Source organism: Micromonospora sp. NBRC 107095 (assembly GCF_030269705.1).
Classification (GTDB): Bacteria; Actinomycetota; Actinomycetes; order Mycobacteriales; family Micromonosporaceae; genus Micromonospora; species Micromonospora parva.
The window spans coordinates 389,470-404,983 of the sequence record NZ_BSTU01000006.1 but is presented as its reverse complement, the minus strand read 5'-3'; the positions used below and the strand labels follow the sequence as shown (position 1 = coordinate 404,983).

Sequence of the window (15,514 nt, the reverse complement as noted above, 5' to 3'; positions counted from 1 at the left end):
GTCGGCCACGGGCGCGGCAGGATGGTACGCGTGACGACTCCAGAGGCGACCGGTTACCGCATCGAACGTGACTCGATGGGCGAGGTGGAGGTGCCCGCCGAGGCACTGTGGCGTGCGCAGACCCAGCGGGCGGTGCAAAACTTCCCGATCTCCGGCCGGGGCATCGAGCCGGCCCAGATCAAGGCCCTCGCCCAGATCAAGGGCGCGGCGGCCGAGGTCAACGGCGAGCTGGGTGTGATCGACGCCAACGTGGCCGCCGCCATCGCCGCCGCGGCCGCGCACGTGGCCGACGGGGGTTACGACGACCAGTTCCCGGTGGATGTGTTCCAGACCGGCTCGGGCACGTCGTCGAACATGAACACCAACGAGGTGATCGCCACCCTGGCGAGTCGTGAGCTGGGCTCACCGGTGCACCCGAACGACCATGTCAACGCCTCCCAGTCGAGCAACGACGTCTTCCCGTCCTCCATCCACCTGGCGGCCACCCAGTTCATCGTGGAGGACCTGCTGCCGTCGCTGGGGCATCTGGCGGCCACCTTGGAGACCAAGGCGGCGGAGTTCGAGACGGTGGTCAAGGCGGGGCGTACGCACCTGATGGACGCCACGCCGGTGACCCTCGGCCAGGAGTTCGGCGGGTACGCCGCTCAGGTCCGCTACGGGATGGAACGGCTGGAGGGTGCCCTGCCCCGGCTCGCCGAGCTGCCGTTGGGCGGCACCGCCGTGGGCACCGGAATCAACACCCCGCTCGGCTTCGCCGCCGCCGTGATCGACAAGCTGCGTGAGTCGACCGGGTTGCCGCTGTCCGAGGCGCGTAACCACTTCGAGGCGCAGGGCGCGCGCGACGCGCTGGTGGAGACCTCGGGGCAGTTGCGGACTCTGGCGATCGGCCTTTACAAGATCGCCAACGACATCCGCTGGATGGGTTCCGGCCCTCGCGCCGGTCTGCGTGAGCTACGCATCCCCGACCTCCAGCCCGGCTCGTCGATCATGCCGGGCAAGGTCAACCCGGTGGTCGCCGAGGCGATGCGGCAGGTCTGCGCCCAGGTGATCGGCAACGACGCGACGGTCGGGTTCGCCGGTTCGCAGGGCGACTTCGAGCTGAACGTGATGCTCCCGGTGATGGGCCGCAACCTGTTGGAGTCGATCCGGCTGCTCTCCGCGGTGAGCCGGCTCTTCGCCGACCGGCTGGTGGCCGGCCTGGTCGCGGACGCCGAGGTCTGCCTGGCGTACGCCGAGGGCTCACCGTCGATCGTGACCCCGCTCAACCGCTACCTGGGGTACGACGAGGCCGCGTCGATCGCCAAGGAGGCGTTGGCGAAGCAGATCTCGATCCGCGAGGTGGTGATCTCCCGGGGGCACGTCGACTCCGGCAAGCTCACCGACACCCAGCTCGACGAGACGTTGGACCTGCTTCGGATGACCCACCCCTGAGCCGGCCCGCTCCGCTCAGCGCAGGCGCCGTGGTCTCGCCCAGCCGACGAAGCGGGTGACGAGGGCCGCGGGGTCCGGGCCATCGTGCGGGTTGAGCCGGTACAGGTCGGCGACCGCCTCGCGCAGGACCGCGCACAGGTAGACGCTCAACCCGATGCCGTCGTGCGCGTACTCCTGGCGGAGGGTGAGTCGGGCGACCGGGCACGGCCAGGGCGCGGCGCAGACCCGGCAGAGCCAGAGCGGACGCAGCGGCAGGTGCGGCCGTCGGGGCGTGGTCGCGCGGTGGTCCGGGGTGCTCCGGGGCATGGCGTTGCGGTCCTTTCGAGCTGAATCGTTTGTGGCATCACCCCGTCATCCGCCCCAACGCCGCACCAACCACCCCAACCACCTAGATCTTGGACAGTTTCCGTTAGCTCCCAACGGAAACTGTCCAAGATCTCGAAGAACGCGGCGTGGGTCGGGTGGGGTGGGACCGCCCGGCACGGGGGAGCGGGCGGTCCCGTGCGACGCCGCTGGGCCCGGGGGACGGGGAGCGGTGCCGCGCTTCACAGTCTGGTGATCGGACGACTACGGTCGGAAGGGTTCGGCCCTCCTGTCGTAGCTGCCCTGTTCCGTGGCCGCGCCGGCTCTGTTGGTCGGCTGGAGTTGATCGTCGGCGGGTTGGAGAGTGGCTGGGTATGGCCGATGGGCAGATGACGGCGGCGGCGTTCCTGATTGCGGAGCTGCGCCGGGCGCGGGTGCGGCGCGGCTGGAGTCAGGACGAGTTGGCCAAGGCGGTCAACTACTCGGCGTCGATGGTCAGCGCCGTCGAGCTGGGCCAGCAGCCGCCCACCGCCAAGTACCTGGAACTCGTCGACCGCGCCCTGGACACCGGCGGGCTCTTCGGCCGGATGGCCACCGAACTGGTCAGCCTGGACAAGGCGCAAATCTGGCTGCGCGGCTGGCGTGCGATCCTCGCGGAGGCGCGAGCCCTGCGATGGTTTGACCCGCTGCACGTCCCTGGGCTGCTGCAAACCGAAGGTTATGCCCGCGCCATCTTCGAGTCGGACCGACTGCTCGATGCCGACGAGGTCGAGCGTCGGCTGACGGACCGGATGGACAGCCAGCGGGTCCTCTACGGGGATCGGCCGCCGCACGTCGTCGCGGTGCTTGACGAGTCGGTGCTGAGGCGACGCGTCGGCGGCCGGAAGGTGATGTGCGAGCAAGCGCTGCACCTGGCGCGTTTGTCGACCGAGCATCCGCGGGTTCAACTCCATGTGGTGCCCCGCTCGGCCGAGGAGTATCCCGGTCTGAACGGGCCATTCATCCTCGCCACCGCGGCCGACCACAGCGATCTTGCCTATCTTGGTGGCCAGATCGGCGGCCAAGAACTCGATCGGCCTGCGGATCTGTTGCGTCTACAACGGACCTGGGAAGCTACCCTCGGGCAGGCGTTGCCACCGCAGGAGTCGATCGAGTTGCTGAGGGGTGGCGGAGTCGTGGAGTTGAGCCGGGCCCGGTGGCGCAAGAGCAGCCGGAGTGGTTCCAACGACCAGTGCGTCGAGGTGGCTACGAATCTGGGGGACGTGGTCGGGGTGCGGGACAGCAAGGACTCGGGCGGACCCGTGCTCGTTGTCGACGCGTACTCCTGGCGGCTCTTCGTGGCCGCGCCCCCGCGCTGACGCGACCGGCTCGCCCGCGACGGCGGTCGGGGTTGCCGCGCGCAACTTCCCCGACGTTGCTGTTTCGGCGGTGCCGGAGGCAGCAGTTTCGCCGATGTTGCGCGGATCTTGCGGCGGGGTGCGCGGCGGTAAACGGCTCGACGGTGCGGTGGCGCGGCGGGATGATCCGGTCGTGGATGGCGAAGACCTGGTGGTTCCGGCGGAGACCGAGCGGCTGCGGTTGCGGCGGCTGACCATGGACGACGTGGGCCTGCTGGTCGAGTTGGACAGTGACCCCGAGGTGATGCGGTTCCTCACCGGTGGCGTCGCGACTCCGCTGGCCACCGTGCGCGATGAACAGTTGCCGAGGTTGCTGGCCCAGTACGACAGGCATCCCGGGCTGGGTCGGTGGGCGGCGCACGATCGGGAGTCCGGCGAGTTCCTCGGTTGGTTCGCGTTGGACCCGTCGGAGGACGGCACCGAGGCCGAGTTGGGCTACCGGTTGCGCCGCGCGACGTGGGGGCGGGGGCTGGCCACCGAAGGGTCGCGGGCGCTGGTGCGGCACGCCTTCGACACTGTCGGGGTGCGTCGGGTCTGGGCCGAGACGATGACTGTCAACGAACGCTCCCGGCGGGTGATGGTGAAGGCCGGGCTGCACTACGTGCGGACCTTCCACCTCCAGTGGGACGACCCGATTCCGGGCACCGAGCAGGGCGAGGTGGAGTACGAGGTGCGGGCCGAGGAGTGGGCGACAGTCGGTCAGGAACGGCCGGCGGCCCGTCGGGCGCGGTAGGCGGTCACCGCGGCGCGGTTGCCGCAGCCGGCCTCGCAGAACCGCCGGGACCGGTTGCGGGACAGGTCGACGACCACGTTGTCGCAGTCCGGGTACTCGCAGATCCGCAGCCGGCTCAGCTCGCCGCTACGGACCAGGTCGGCCATCGCCATGGCGGCCTCCACCGCGATCCGGGTGGCCAGCGGCGCGTCGCGGGGCACCGCGTGCAGGTGGTACGGCTCGTCGTCGTGCTCGATGAGCTGCGGCAGCGCCTTGTGTTCCAGCAGCAGGCCGTTGACCACCGCGACGATCTCGGCTGGCTCGGCGTGCCAGATGCGGCGCAGTTGGGGCCGCAGATCCCGGACGGCCTGCAATTCGGCGTCGGTGTGCTCGTGCCGGCCGCTGTAGGAGTAGCGGACGAAGAACGCGTCCAGGGCCGCCACGTCCGGCAGCAGCTCACCGTCTCGACCTGCGGTGTTGACCAGCGCAGCGGCGGCGATCAACGAACATTCGGTGTCATGAGCGAATAGCAACTTGACTCCTGTCATGGCTTCCGCCTAGCGTCATCAGCACAAGGATAGTTTGCTCATGACACGACGCCGATTGCGAGGAGCGCGACATGCACTCACGACCTGCTGCCGGCGTCGGGTTGGCGCTGCTCTCCGCGGTCACCTTCGCCACCTCCGGCACCTTCGCGCGATCGCTCATCGAGGCCGGCTGGTCAGCCGAGTCCGCGGTGATCGCCCGGGTCGGCGTGGCCGCCCTGGTGCTGGCGATCCCCGCCCTGCTGTCGCTACGTGGCAGGTGGCACGTGCTGCGGAGCAACGCCACGGCTATCGGATTGTTCGGGCTGCTCGGGGTGGCACTGGCCCAGGTGTGCTTCTTCAACGCCGTACGCTACCTCCCGGTCGGTGTCGCGCTGCTGCTGGAATACCTCGGCATCATCCTCGTCGTGGTCTGGATGTGGCTGCGGCACGGGCAGCCACCCCGCCGGCTCACCATCGCCGGGTCGATGGCCGCCCTGGCCGGGCTGGCATTCGTGCTCGACCTCGCCGGCACCGCCGACTTCCACCCGGTGGGCGTGCTCTGGGGACTCGGCGCGGCCTTCGGCCTGGCCGGCTACTTCGTGCTCGCCGGCCGGGTCGACCCCCGGCTGCCCTCGGTCGCCATGGCCAGCGGTGGAATGGCCGTCGGTGCCGCCGTGCTGCTCCTCATCGGGCTGACCGGCCTGCTGCCGCTGCGCGCCACCTTCGGTGAGGTCACCTTCGCCGGGCAAACCACCAGCTGGTTGGTGCCGATCGCCGGGCTCTCGCTGGTCGCCGCTGTCATCGCGTACCTCGCCGGCATCGCCGGCACCCGGATCCTCGGCCCGCGACTGTCGTCGTTCGTCGGGCTCACCGAGGTGCTCTTCGCGGTGCTGATCGCCTGGCTGTTCCTGAACGAGCTGCCAACGGGGTGGCAGCTGTTCGGCGGTGCGCTGATCGTCGCCGGCGTCGCCCTGGTCCGCCTCGACGAGCTGCGGTCGCCCCCGACTGCCGCCGCACCCGCGCCGCCCACGCCCGAACCCGAGCTGGCGCTCGACAGTCGGTGAGCTCGACGGTCAGTGAGAGGGTGGCGTCGTGCTGACGACTGTGGTGTTCGACGCTGACGAGACGCTGCTGGACCTGCGCCCCGCCGTGACCGGCGGACTGGTGGCCGTCCTCGACGAGATGCGGCGGCGCACCCCGGCGGCGGCCGGCGTGACGCTCGCCGAACTGGAGTCCGACTGGGGTGCGGTCTTCGGTGAGATGACGGCCGCCCCGGTGATGGAGATCCGGCGTGCCGCGTTGGCCCGGTCGCTGACCCGGGCCGCGCTGGCCGACCACCTGGACGAGTTCGCGGATCTCTTCTTCGCCCGCCGGTTCGCCCTCACCCGACCGTTCCCGGACGTGGCACCGGCGCTGGCCACACTGCGCCGCCGGTACACAGTGGGTTTCGCCACCAACGGCAACAGCCGCGCCGAACGATGTGGGCTCACCGGCGAGTTCGCCTTCGAGTTGTACGCGCACGAGAACGGCCTGCCCAAGAAGCCGGCCCCGGAGTTCTACGCCGCAGTGGTCGCGGCGGCCGGCGTGCCCGCCGGGCAGATCGTGTACGTCGGTGACTCCTGGGAGCACGACGTGGTGGCGCCCCGGCGGTTCGGTCTGCGATCGGTGTGGCTGAACCGACTTGCTCTGCCCCGCCCACCCGGTGGCCCGCCGGACGCCGAGGTGTCGACCATGGCCGACCTGCCGGCCGCACTCGCAGGTCTGGCCGTCGAGTCGGACAGCGCCAGCACTCTCCCGGCTGCGCGTGTCGACGTGGCCGGCGTCGATGCTGTTGGTGGGCGTGCGTAGGTGGAGAAATTCACGGCCATAACGGGCGTTCAGCTGGCGTAATCCGAGCCGGTGTTGTGTGATGGCTGCCACGTCCCTCAACGAGAGGATCCGATGTGGTGAGCAAGCGCTTCACCGCCCGTACGGTCGCGACTGCGGCAGTGCTGGCACTTACGGCTGCGGGGTTGGGTGTGCCGGCCAACGCCGCGCCGAGCGACTCCCGTACCTTCACCGTCGTCGCCGAGGATGGCGTCGCCGCCGACACGGCCGTCGCCGCTATCAAGGCAGCTGGCGGCACTGTGGTGTCGCAGTCCGACGAGGTCGGCATGTTCCAGGTCAGCAGTGACCGGGCCGACTTCGCGGCCAGGGCGACCGCCGCGCCGACGCTGATCGGTGCCGCCGAGCAGAAGGCCATCGGCCGCAAGCCGAAGCTGGACCGGGTCGAGCAGGAGCACCTGCTGGCCGGTGCCGGTGCTCGTGCCGGTGCTGGTGCCAAGAAGGGCGCCAAGCTCGATCCGCTCGACGACAAGCTGTGGGGCCTGGAGATGATCCGGGCCGACAAGGCCCGCAAGATCGAGCCGGGCGACCGTCGGGTGACCGTCGGCGTACTGGACACCGGCGTCGACGCCAGCAACCCGGACATCGCGCCGAACTTCAACTGGTCGCTGTCGCGCAACTTCGCGCCCGACCTGACCGATGTGGACGGCCCCTGCGAGGTGCCGAGCTGCCTCGACCCGGTCGGCACCGACGACGGCGGGCACGGCACCCACGTGGCCGGCACCATCGGCGCCGCCGCCAACGGCTTCGGCCTCTCCGGTGTCGCCCCGAACGTCTCGCTGGTCGAGCTCAAGGGCGGCCAGGACTCCGGCTACTTCTTCCTCGAGCCGGTGGTCAACGCGCTGATCCACGCCGGCCGGTCCGGGATCGACGTGGTCAACATGTCGTTCTATGTCGACCCGTGGCTCTACAACTGCACCGCCAACCCGGCCGACTCGCCCGAGGACCAGGCCGAGCAGCGGGCCATCATCAAGGCGATGAAGCGGGCGCTGATCTTCGCGCACAACAAGGGCGTCACCCTCGTCGGCGCGCTCGGCAACAACAACGAGGACCTGGGCGCACCGCGTACCGACGTCACGAGCCCCGACTACGGCGCTGACCCGTACCCTCGGCCGATCGACAACGAGAGCTGCTGGGACCTGCCCACCGAGGGCCCGCACGTGATCGGTGTGTCGTCGGTTGGCCCGTCCGGCAAGAAGTCGGACTTCTCCAACTACGGCACCGAGCAGATCTCCGTCGCCGCGCCGGGTGGTTGGTTCCGGGACGGCTTCGGCACCGACACCTTCCGTACCGACGCCAACATGATCCTCTCGACGTACCCGAAGCACGTGCTTCAGGAGGAGGGCTCGGTCGACGCCGACGGCAACATCGTCGCCGGCTTCGAGAACTCGGTCTTCAAGCAGTGCAAGGCCAACGGTGAGTGCGGCTACTACACGTACCTCCAGGGCACCTCGATGGCGTCCCCGCACGCCGCTGGCGTCGCCGCGCTGATCGTCAGCCGGCACGGCAAGGCGCAGGGTCGGACCGGCTTCGGGATGTCGCCGGACCAGGTCGAACAGCACCTCTACCGCACGGCCGCCGAGCACGCCTGCCCGGAGCCGCGCCTGCAGCAGTACCGCAACGAAGGCCGGGACGAGACCTACGACGCGTACTGCGCCGGCGGGGTCAACTTCAACGGCTTCTACGGCTACGGGATCGTCGATGCCTACGCGGCGGTGAAGACCCCGCTCAAGCCGAACGCGCGCCCGTAGCGCACATCGCACCGCCAGGTGGCCCAACCGCCACCACGACCCGGGGCCCGGTCGACGCCTGTCGACCGGGCCCTGTGGTGTCCGGGCCTGGTCTGTCGTCCCAGGCTCGGGCCGTCTGGTCCGTCGTCTCGGGCTCGGGCCGTCGTCACGGGCCTGGTCTGTCGTCTCGGGCCTGGTCTGTCGTCCCGGGCTCGGGCCGTCTGGTCCGTCGCCCCGGGGCTGGTCTGTCGGGGCGCGCCTACCTGGCCTCGGTGCCTGGCCTTGGTCATGATCGACTCGGGTTTCTGGAAGGCGCGGTGTCGGGGTCTGAGGGATGGCACGGTTTCCAGGAACCCGAGATGATCCCTGGTCATCTGGACGATCCCGGTCGCCATCCGCGGCTGACCAGCGCGTCGCGCACCTCTCGGAGGACCGCCGGAAAATCGCCGTACAGTCGTCGACTGGTCACGTGCAGGACCAACCAACCCGCGGCGACCAGCTGATTCAGTCGGCGGCGGTTGCGGTGCAGCTGCTCCGCGTCGGAGTGCCACGTCCCGTCGTACTCGACCGCCACCCGATACTGCGGCCAGGCCAGATCGGGGTGCAGGACAACCCCGACGGGCAGACGGATCGGAGGTTGAACCGCCGGACGCGGTAGCCCGCCCAGCACCAGCCACACGCGAAGGTGCGACTCCGGCGGAGACTCGGCTCCACCGTCGGCCAGGTCGAAGACCCAGCGTGCCCGTCGCCCACCGGGCCGATCGGCATTGCGGGCAGCAATGGCGGCAAGGGTGTCGCGCTCGGTCAGACCCTGCCCGAGCAACGAGTCGACGATGGCGACCGCCCGGACGGGTTCGAGCCAGACAGCCGTCTCCCAGGCGGCCCGCCCGGGGTCGGACCGGGGGATCGGGAGATCCCGCTCGGTGGACCTGAGCGGGCCGGCCGCCGTCCACCCATCGCCCGCGCTCGCCGTCACGACACCCCCTGCTCGGGCGGACACTGCGGCCTGGCGGGACAGCAGCGGTGCTGGCCGTGGCGACATTCGGCCGACAGGTGGTCGCTTTGCTCCCGTCGGTCGCGCCGCATCACGTGGACGCCCAGCGACCGAGGTACGCCCCGTATCTGGCGTCGGTCCCGTGCTTCGCGGTCGTCCCGGGTCGGTGAGTAGTCCGGGGCCTGACGGTCGTCCGGCGCTTGACGGACGCTCCGTCTCTGGCATTCGTCCGGCGACTGGTGGTCGTGGTGCGGTTGGTGGGGTCGCGGCTCGCTCCGGAACCCCGCTCACCATGAGCGGGGTGATGGTGTTGACGTGCACGCTGAGGCCCCGCTGGGGACCGACCCGCAGCGATCGGGGCACGAGCACGTGCACGTCGTCGGTGAAGCTCGCGGCGTGGTGGACGCCGTGCAGGTAGGCGGCCGACGGGCCGCCGACCACCACTGCCTGCGGTAGACGGAGGAGGGCGGCCCGACACGCCAGGGCGTGGTCCCGGTCCAGCCGTGCGTCGGCGTAGATGTCGTGGCGCAACCGCACCCAGGCGGAGCTGCGCAGCTGATGTTCGGTGAGCAGGCCGTCCCGGACAGCGTCGGAGCCGCGGAAGACCTGCCAGGTCAGGGCATCGGGGCGATGCGGACGTGGTGGCATACCGAGCAGACTGCCGACCACCGAGCGGCCATCGAAACCCCTGTGGACAACCCGGCCTGCACCCGCCGCCGGACCTGTGGACAACGGCGGCTCCGCCCGCCGATCGTGCTATGGCAACCGGCCATATCCACCGATAGAGGAGGCACCGACTATCCACCGACCGAGGAGGCACCGGCCGGATTTCACCGACCGATGAGGCACCCGGGCCGCTGGCGGGCGATGATCCACTCGCGTTCCTGAAAGTCGGGCGGTAGCTGGCTCTGGGATACCGCGACTTCCGTGAACCCGAGTCGATCACGCCCGAGGCCGGGCGACCCTGGCCGGCGACCCTGGCCGGGTGATCCTGGCCGGGTAGAGCCGGGGTCAGCTGAGGGCGGTGGTGATGGCTCGGGCGGCGGCCAGCACCTGAGGGCCGATCGTGTCGACGTCCAGTGGGGCGAGCGCGACCACGCCGACGCTGGCCTCCAGCCCGGGTACGTCGAGCACCGGTGCGGCCACCCCGTACGCCCCGGCCTGCAACTCTCCGCTGCTGCTGACCGCCTCTGTCATCCCGGCTCGCCCGGCCAGGATCGCCCGGCCCGCCGCCCCCCGGTCCAGTGGATGCCGCGCCCCAGCCCGGTACGCGACGTGGAACGACGTCCAGCTCGGCTCCACCACGGCCAGGGCGACGCCCTCTCCACCCTCGACGACGGTCAGGTGCGCGGTGGCGCCGGCCTGCTCGGCGAGGCGACGCAGTGCGGGCAGCGCACCCTCGGCGAGCAGCGGCTGGGCCCTGCGGGCCAGGTGCAACAACCCGGCTCCCAGGCGCAGCCGGCCCTCATCGTCGCGGCGCAGCATGCCGTGCCCGGTCAACGCACTGACCAGCCGGTAGACGGCTGCCCGGCCGATGCCGAGCCGATTCGCGGCCTCGGTGACGGTCAGACCGCCGGGAGCGTCGGCGACCAGGTGCAGCAGGCGCAACCCCCGGTCCAGCGTCTGCGACGTCTCCCCGCCCCGCCCGGCAACCCCGTCGGCCCGCCCCAGGCCCGCGCCGGACGGCGGGGCAACCGCATCGGCCCGTCCCGCGCCCGTGCCCGCGTCGGCTCGTCCCGCGCCGGCAGGAGGCGGCCCCCCGACCGCGTCTGCCCGCCTTGCGCCCGCGTCGGCCTGCTTTGCGCCGGTGGGGGGTGGCCCCCCGACCGCGTCTGCCCGCCTTGCGCCCGCGTCGGCCTGCTTTGCGCCGGTGGGGGGTGGCCCCGCGGCCGCGTCTGCCCGCCTTGCGCCCGCGTCGGCCTGCTTTGCGCCGGTGGGGGGTGGCCCCGCGGCCGCGTCGGGCCGCCTCGCGTCGGCGTCAGCCGAATCGGGGGCGGGGGTGGTGGGGTCGGCTGGCGGGTCACCGGAGCCACCGGAGCGTGCGGTCGCATCCACGCCTGGCAGCGTACGACCCGGCACCGGCCGACTCGGACAGGCGCGGACAGCTACCCTTGTACGGTGACGCTACGCCTGTATGACACTGCCACCCGATCGGTGCGGGACTTCGTCCCGCGGGAAGCCGGCAAGGTGGGGGTTTACCTGTGTGGTCTCACGCTTCAGGCTCCGCCGCACATCGGTCACCTTCGTTCCGGTGTCAACTATGACGTGCTGCGTCGTTGGTTGATGGCCGCCGGCTACGAGGTCACCTTCATTCGCAATCTGACCGACATCGACGACAAGATCCTGGTCAAGGCAGGCGAGCAGGGGCGTCCGTTCTGGTCGATCGCGTACGCCAACGAGTTGCTGCTCGCCCAGTCGTACCGGTCGTTGAACGTGCTGGCGCCCACCTATGAGCCGCGTGCCACCGGGCACATCCCCGAGATGCACGAGCTGATCAGGAAGTTGATCGCCGACGGGCATGCGTACCCGGCGAGTGACGGCTCGGGCGACGTCTACTTCGACGTGGCGTCCTGGCCGGCGTACGGGTCGCTGTCGGGTCAGTCTCCGGACGCCATGCAGTCCGCGGGCGACGCCCCGGACCGGGGCAAGCGGGATCCGCGCGACTTCGCGCTGTGGAAGGGCGCAAAACCGGACGAGCCGGCGGACGCCTACTGGCCGTCGCCGTGGGGGCTGGGCCGTCCGGGTTGGCACATCGAGTGCTCGGCGATGTGCTGGCGCTATCTTGGCCCGGAGTTCGACATTCACGGCGGTGGCCTGGATCTGACGTTCCCGCACCACGAGAACGAGATCGCCCAGTCCAAGGCGGCCGGCTTGCCGTTCGCCCGCTACTGGGTGCACCACGGGCTGTTGAGCATCGGCGGGGCCAAGATGGGCAAGTCCGCCGGCAACGCGCTGGGCCTGGCGTACGTGGACTCGCTCGGGGTGCGGCCGGTGGAGCTGCGCTACTACTACGCCGCCGCGCACTACCGTTCGGTGATCGACTACTCGGAGGATTCGCTGCGGGACGCGGCCACCGCGTACCGACGGATCGAGGGTTTCGTGCAGCGGGCCGCCGAGCGGGTCGGTGCCGGGCAGCTCGGTGAGCTGCCGGCGGGCTTCGTCGCGGCGATGAACGACGACCTCAACACGTCCGCCGCGCTGGCCGTGCTGCAACAGCACATTCGGGACGGCAACACCGCGCTGAGCGCCGGCGACGATGTGACCGTCCGCACCACGCTGGCCGTGGTGCGGGCAATGCTGGATATCCTCGGGATCGACCCTCTCGACCCGGCCTGGACCGGCGGCGGCCCATCGGACGATCTTCGTGCGGTGGTGGACTCCCTGATCGCGCTGGCCCTGGAGCAGCGTGCGCAGGCGCGGGGCCGCAAGGACTGGGCCGCCGCGGACGCGGTGCGTGACCAGCTCAAGCTGGCCGGCGTGGTGGTCGAGGACACCCCCCAGGGCCCCCGTTGGACTATTGGAGAGCAGGACTGATGGCCGGCAACTCGCAGCGCCGTGGCCGGCGACTGACGTCGAAGGCGAGCGCCCCCAAGGGCTCCGGTGGCAAGAACAAGGACTCGTTGGCCGGGCGGGGTCGCACCCTGCCCGCAGACGAGCGGCCGTGGCACAAGGGCTACTCGGGCACCGAGAAGTTGCCGCAGCGCACCGCCTGGAAGCAGGACAAGGAGCGCCGCGCGGCGGCCGAGGAGGGGCGCGCCCCGAAGATCGGCCAGCCCGGCTCCAAGGACACCACCTGGGGCAGGGGCGGCGGTCGGGGCGTACCCGTCGGTCGGGGTGCCACCGGCGGACGGGGCGGCAAGCCCACCGGGCGGTCCGGCCCGCGGGTCGCGCCGGGGCGCAAGTCGAACCCGTCGAAGGACTCCCCGGAGCTGCTGGTCGGGCGTAACCCGGTGCTGGAGGCGTTGCGCGCCAACGTGCCGGCGACGGCGCTCTACACCGCCCAGGGCATCGACATGGACGACCGGGTCAACGAGATCATCCGGACCGCCGCCGACCGGGGCATCGCCAACCTGGAAATCAGCCGCGCCGAGTTGGACCGGATGACCGGCGGGGTGCTGCACCAGGGCGTCGGCCTGCAGGTGCCGCCCTTCGCGTACCAGCCGTTCGAGGACATGGTGGCCGCCGCCCTTGAGCAGCAGGCTCCGCTGCTGGTCGCGCTGGACGGTGTCACCGACCCGCGCAACCTGGGCGCCGTGATCCGGTCGGCTGCCGCGTTCGGCGCGCAGGGTGTCTTCGTACCCGAGCGTCGTGCCGCCGGGATCACCGCGACCGCCTGGCGGACCAGTGCCGGCGCGGCCGCGCGGGTGCCCGTGGCGCAGGTGACCAACCTGACCCGGTCGCTGAAGGCGTGCCGCGACGCCGGCTTCATGGTCGTCGGCCTGGACGCCGACGGCGACACCGACCTCTACAACCTGGAGGCTGCTGTCGGCCCGCTGGTGGTGGTTGTCGGTTCCGAGGGGCGCGGCCTGTCCCGCCTGGTCGGGGAGACCTGTGACCTGACCGTCAGCATCCCGATGATCTCCGAGGTCGAGTCGCTCAACGCCAGCGTGGCGGCGGCGGTCGCCCTGGCCGAGGTCGCCCGTCGGCGCTCCGTCGAGCTGTAGCACCAGCTCTAGCCCCTCCCCGTGCGGGAGGGGCTAGATCTGATGGGTCCACGCGACGAACAGCGCCGCCCCGGCAACCGCCATCAGCAGCACCGTCGGGAGCAACCAGAGCGGGCCTCGCTCGCCGTCCAGGTGTCGGGTCAGCCGCTGGTGCACGGCGGCGATGCCGATCAGGGCGGCCAGCACGGCGGCGGGCAACGGCAGGCCGACCAGGAAGTGCGCCAACCAGGCGCCGGCCCGGGTCGGACCACCCCAGGAATCGTCGTACGGCCCCGGGTCCACCACGCCGTACAGCACACCCCGCAGCACCAAGAGCAACTGCACGCCGAGCGGCAGCAGAGCCACCGCACCCACCAGCAGGCTGAGCAGCGCGTGGCCGAACACCGCGACGGTGCCGGGCCGCCGGCCGGCCACGGCCGTCGGTGGCATCCCGAGCAGTCCGGTACGCAGGGATCGCCAGCGTGCGACGGCGGCGCCGGCTCCGCCCAGCGGGGCGGTCACCAACGTGAGGACGGCGACCGGGACCAGCGTCGCGCAGTAGGCGAGGCTCCGGCCGCCATCGCCGGTACGACGAAAGGGGCGGCCCGCCGAAGCGGACCGCCCCTTCCGGTACGGCGTTACGTCAGATCCGGCTGCCGGTGGCGGCGTGGAAGACGTGGCTGCGACCGGCGACCGGCTTGACGAACACGGTGTCACCCATGTTCGGCATGTTGCGCCGGTCGGTGCGGACGACGAAGCGCTCCGAGTTGCCACCCAGAGCGGCGTGGCCGTAGACGTTGGCGTCCGAACCGAGGTCCTCGACCAACTCGACCACGACCGGCATGCCGCCCTCGGTCGGGCTGACCAGCTCGCAGTCCTCCGGGCGGAAGCCCACGGTGACCTTGCCGTCGCCACCCTCGGCGCGGGCCGCCTCAACCTGCTCCCGGGTCAGCGGGATGTTCAGCTCGGCGAACTCGGCGCCCCGCTCGTTCAGCGGAACGGTCTTGATGTTCATGGCGGGAGAGCCCATGAAGCCGGCGACGAACACGTTGGCCGGGGTGTCGTAGAGCGCCCGCGGGGTGTCCACCTGCTGCAGGACACCATCGAGCAGCACCGCGACCCGGTGACCCATGGTCATGGCCTCGACCTGGTCGTGCGTGACGTAGACGGTGGTGACGCCCAGCTTGGCCTGCAGGGACGCGATCTGGGTACGGGTCTGCACCCGGAGCTTGGCGTCGAGGTTCGACAGCGGCTCGTCCATGAGGAAGACCTGCGGCTCGCGGACGATCGCCCGGCCCATCGCGACACGCTGACGCTGACCACCGGAGAGCGCCTTCGGCTTACGGCTGAGGTACTCCTCCAGCTGGAGCAGCCCGGCCGCCTCCTTGACCCGCCGGTCGATCTCGGACTTGGAGGTCTTGCGCAGCTTCAGCGCGAACGCCATGTTCTCGTACACCGTCATGTGCGGGTAGAGGGCGTAGTTCTGGAAGACCATCGCGATGTCGCGGGCCTTCGGGGGAAGGTGGGTGACGTCACGCTGGTCGATGTAGATCGAACCGGCGTCCACGTCCTCCAGGCCGGCGAGCATCCGCAGGCTGGTGGACTTACCGCAACCGGAGGGACCGACCAGGACGAGGAACTCCCCGTCGCCGATCTCGAGGTCCAGCTCGTTGACGGCGGGACGCTCTTGGCCCGGGTAGATCCGGGACGCCTTGGAATAGGTGACCGTAGCCATGGTGAAGCGCTTCCTTTCACCGGCAGGAACGTGCCGGACGATCCGAGTGAAGGAGCAACCGGCACGTGTCCGTGCCGGTCAACGGACGGCGGCCCGGTCGCGGGGGCGCCCGGTCGTCGTCCGTGTGAGTGAACCGTAAACGCGTTTACCCGTGCTGC

General features: G+C 70.8%; 15 protein-coding genes and 1 pseudogene. 10 read left to right on the top strand and 6 right to left on the bottom strand.

The window, feature by feature from the left end:
• The first annotated feature begins 21 nt into the window (after positions 1–21).
• A complete protein-coding gene (locus QSK15_RS27640; protein ID WP_285796993.1) occupies positions 22–1,431 on the top strand; it encodes a class II fumarate hydratase in 1,410 nt (469 codons plus the stop codon).
• 15 nt (positions 1,432–1,446) lie between these two features.
• On the opposite strand, the gene QSK15_RS27635 is transcribed toward QSK15_RS27640, so the two are convergent.
• Complete coding sequence (locus QSK15_RS27635) at positions 1,447–1,737, bottom strand: hypothetical protein (RefSeq protein WP_285796992.1); 291 nt, start codon at positions 1,735–1,737, stop codon at positions 1,447–1,449.
• A gap of 371 nt (positions 1,738–2,108) precedes the next feature.
• On the opposite strand from QSK15_RS27635, the pseudogene QSK15_RS27630 reads away from it, so the two are divergent.
• The 3 genes and pseudogenes from QSK15_RS27630 (at position 2,109) to QSK15_RS27620 (ending at position 3,864) form a co-directional block, all read left to right on the top strand.
• A pseudogene (locus QSK15_RS27630) lies at positions 2,109–2,919 on the top strand (helix-turn-helix domain-containing protein).
• Complete coding sequence (locus tag QSK15_RS27625) at positions 2,910–3,092, top strand: DUF397 domain-containing protein (protein WP_030327866.1); 183 nt, start codon at positions 2,910–2,912, stop codon at positions 3,090–3,092. Before QSK15_RS27630 ends, QSK15_RS27625 begins: the two are co-directional and overlap by 10 nt.
• 172 nt (positions 3,093–3,264) lie before the next feature.
• Positions 3,265–3,864 carry a GNAT family N-acetyltransferase gene (locus QSK15_RS27620; RefSeq protein WP_285796991.1) on the top strand — a complete coding sequence of 200 codons (600 nt, stop codon included), beginning with the start codon at positions 3,265–3,267 and terminating at the stop codon, positions 3,862–3,864.
• Here the strand turns inward: QSK15_RS27620 and QSK15_RS27615 are convergent.
• Positions 3,831–4,376, bottom strand: a complete 546-nt coding sequence (locus tag QSK15_RS27615; RefSeq protein ID WP_279515450.1) for a CGNR zinc finger domain-containing protein — start codon at positions 4,374–4,376, stop codon at positions 3,831–3,833. The two genes, QSK15_RS27620 and QSK15_RS27615, sit on opposite strands and share 34 nt — an antisense overlap.
• 86 nt (positions 4,377–4,462) lie before the next feature.
• Here QSK15_RS27615 and QSK15_RS27610 point away from each other — a divergent pair, with 86 nt between their 5' ends.
• The 3 genes from QSK15_RS27610 to QSK15_RS27600 all read left to right on the top strand — a co-directional run bounded on the left by QSK15_RS27610 (position 4,463) and on the right by QSK15_RS27600 (position 8,005).
• Positions 4,463–5,434 carry an EamA family transporter gene (locus QSK15_RS27610; protein WP_285796990.1) on the top strand — a complete coding sequence of 324 codons (972 nt, stop codon included), beginning with the start codon at positions 4,463–4,465 and terminating at the stop codon, positions 5,432–5,434.
• Positions 5,435–5,462: 28 nt separating this feature from the next.
• Positions 5,463–6,218, top strand: coding sequence for an HAD family hydrolase (locus QSK15_RS27605; RefSeq protein WP_285796989.1), 756 nt, complete (start codon positions 5,463–5,465; stop codon positions 6,216–6,218).
• A gap of 98 nt (positions 6,219–6,316) precedes the next feature.
• A complete protein-coding gene (locus QSK15_RS27600; RefSeq protein WP_285796988.1) occupies positions 6,317–8,005 on the top strand; it encodes a S8 family serine peptidase in 1,689 nt (562 codons plus the stop codon).
• A 349-nt stretch (positions 8,006–8,354) separates the two neighbouring features.
• On the opposite strand, the gene QSK15_RS27595 is transcribed toward QSK15_RS27600, so the two are convergent.
• Positions 8,355–8,960 (bottom strand): endonuclease domain-containing protein, encoded by a 606-nt coding sequence (locus QSK15_RS27595; protein ID WP_285796987.1) that lies wholly within the window; start codon positions 8,958–8,960, stop codon positions 8,355–8,357.
• Positions 8,961–9,293: 333 nt separating this feature from the next.
• On the opposite strand from QSK15_RS27595, the gene QSK15_RS27590 reads away from it, so the two are divergent.
• Complete coding sequence (locus QSK15_RS27590; protein WP_285796986.1) at positions 9,294–9,434, top strand: hypothetical protein; 141 nt, start codon at positions 9,294–9,296, stop codon at positions 9,432–9,434.
• 555 nt (positions 9,435–9,989) lie between these two features.
• On the opposite strand, the gene QSK15_RS27585 is transcribed toward QSK15_RS27590, so the two are convergent.
• Positions 9,990–10,649: an IclR family transcriptional regulator gene (locus QSK15_RS27585; RefSeq protein ID WP_285797153.1), complete on the bottom strand. Its 660-nt coding sequence runs from the start codon at positions 10,647–10,649 to the stop codon at positions 9,990–9,992.
• A gap of 447 nt (positions 10,650–11,096) precedes the next feature.
• Here QSK15_RS27585 and cysS point away from each other — a divergent pair, with 447 nt between their 5' ends.
• Together cysS and rlmB are read left to right on the top strand one after the other, a co-directional pair.
• A complete protein-coding gene (cysS, locus tag QSK15_RS27580) occupies positions 11,097–12,512 on the top strand; it encodes a cysteine--tRNA ligase (RefSeq protein WP_285796985.1) in 1,416 nt (471 codons plus the stop codon).
• Positions 12,512–13,642, top strand: coding sequence for a 23S rRNA (guanosine(2251)-2'-O)-methyltransferase RlmB (gene rlmB, locus QSK15_RS27575; RefSeq protein ID WP_285796984.1), 1,131 nt, complete (start codon positions 12,512–12,514; stop codon positions 13,640–13,642). Before cysS ends, rlmB begins: the two co-directional genes overlap by 1 nt.
• A gap of 33 nt (positions 13,643–13,675) precedes the next feature.
• On the opposite strand, the gene QSK15_RS27570 is transcribed toward rlmB, so the two are convergent.
• Both QSK15_RS27570 and QSK15_RS27565 read right to left on the bottom strand, forming a co-directional pair.
• Complete coding sequence (locus QSK15_RS27570) at positions 13,676–14,143, bottom strand: hypothetical protein (protein WP_285796983.1); 468 nt, start codon at positions 14,141–14,143, stop codon at positions 13,676–13,678.
• A gap of 121 nt (positions 14,144–14,264) precedes the next feature.
• On the bottom strand, positions 14,265–15,356 hold the full coding sequence (locus QSK15_RS27565; protein ID WP_285796982.1) for an ABC transporter ATP-binding protein: 1,092 nt from the start codon (positions 15,354–15,356) through the stop codon (positions 14,265–14,267).
• Positions 15,357–15,514 lie beyond the last annotated feature (158 nt).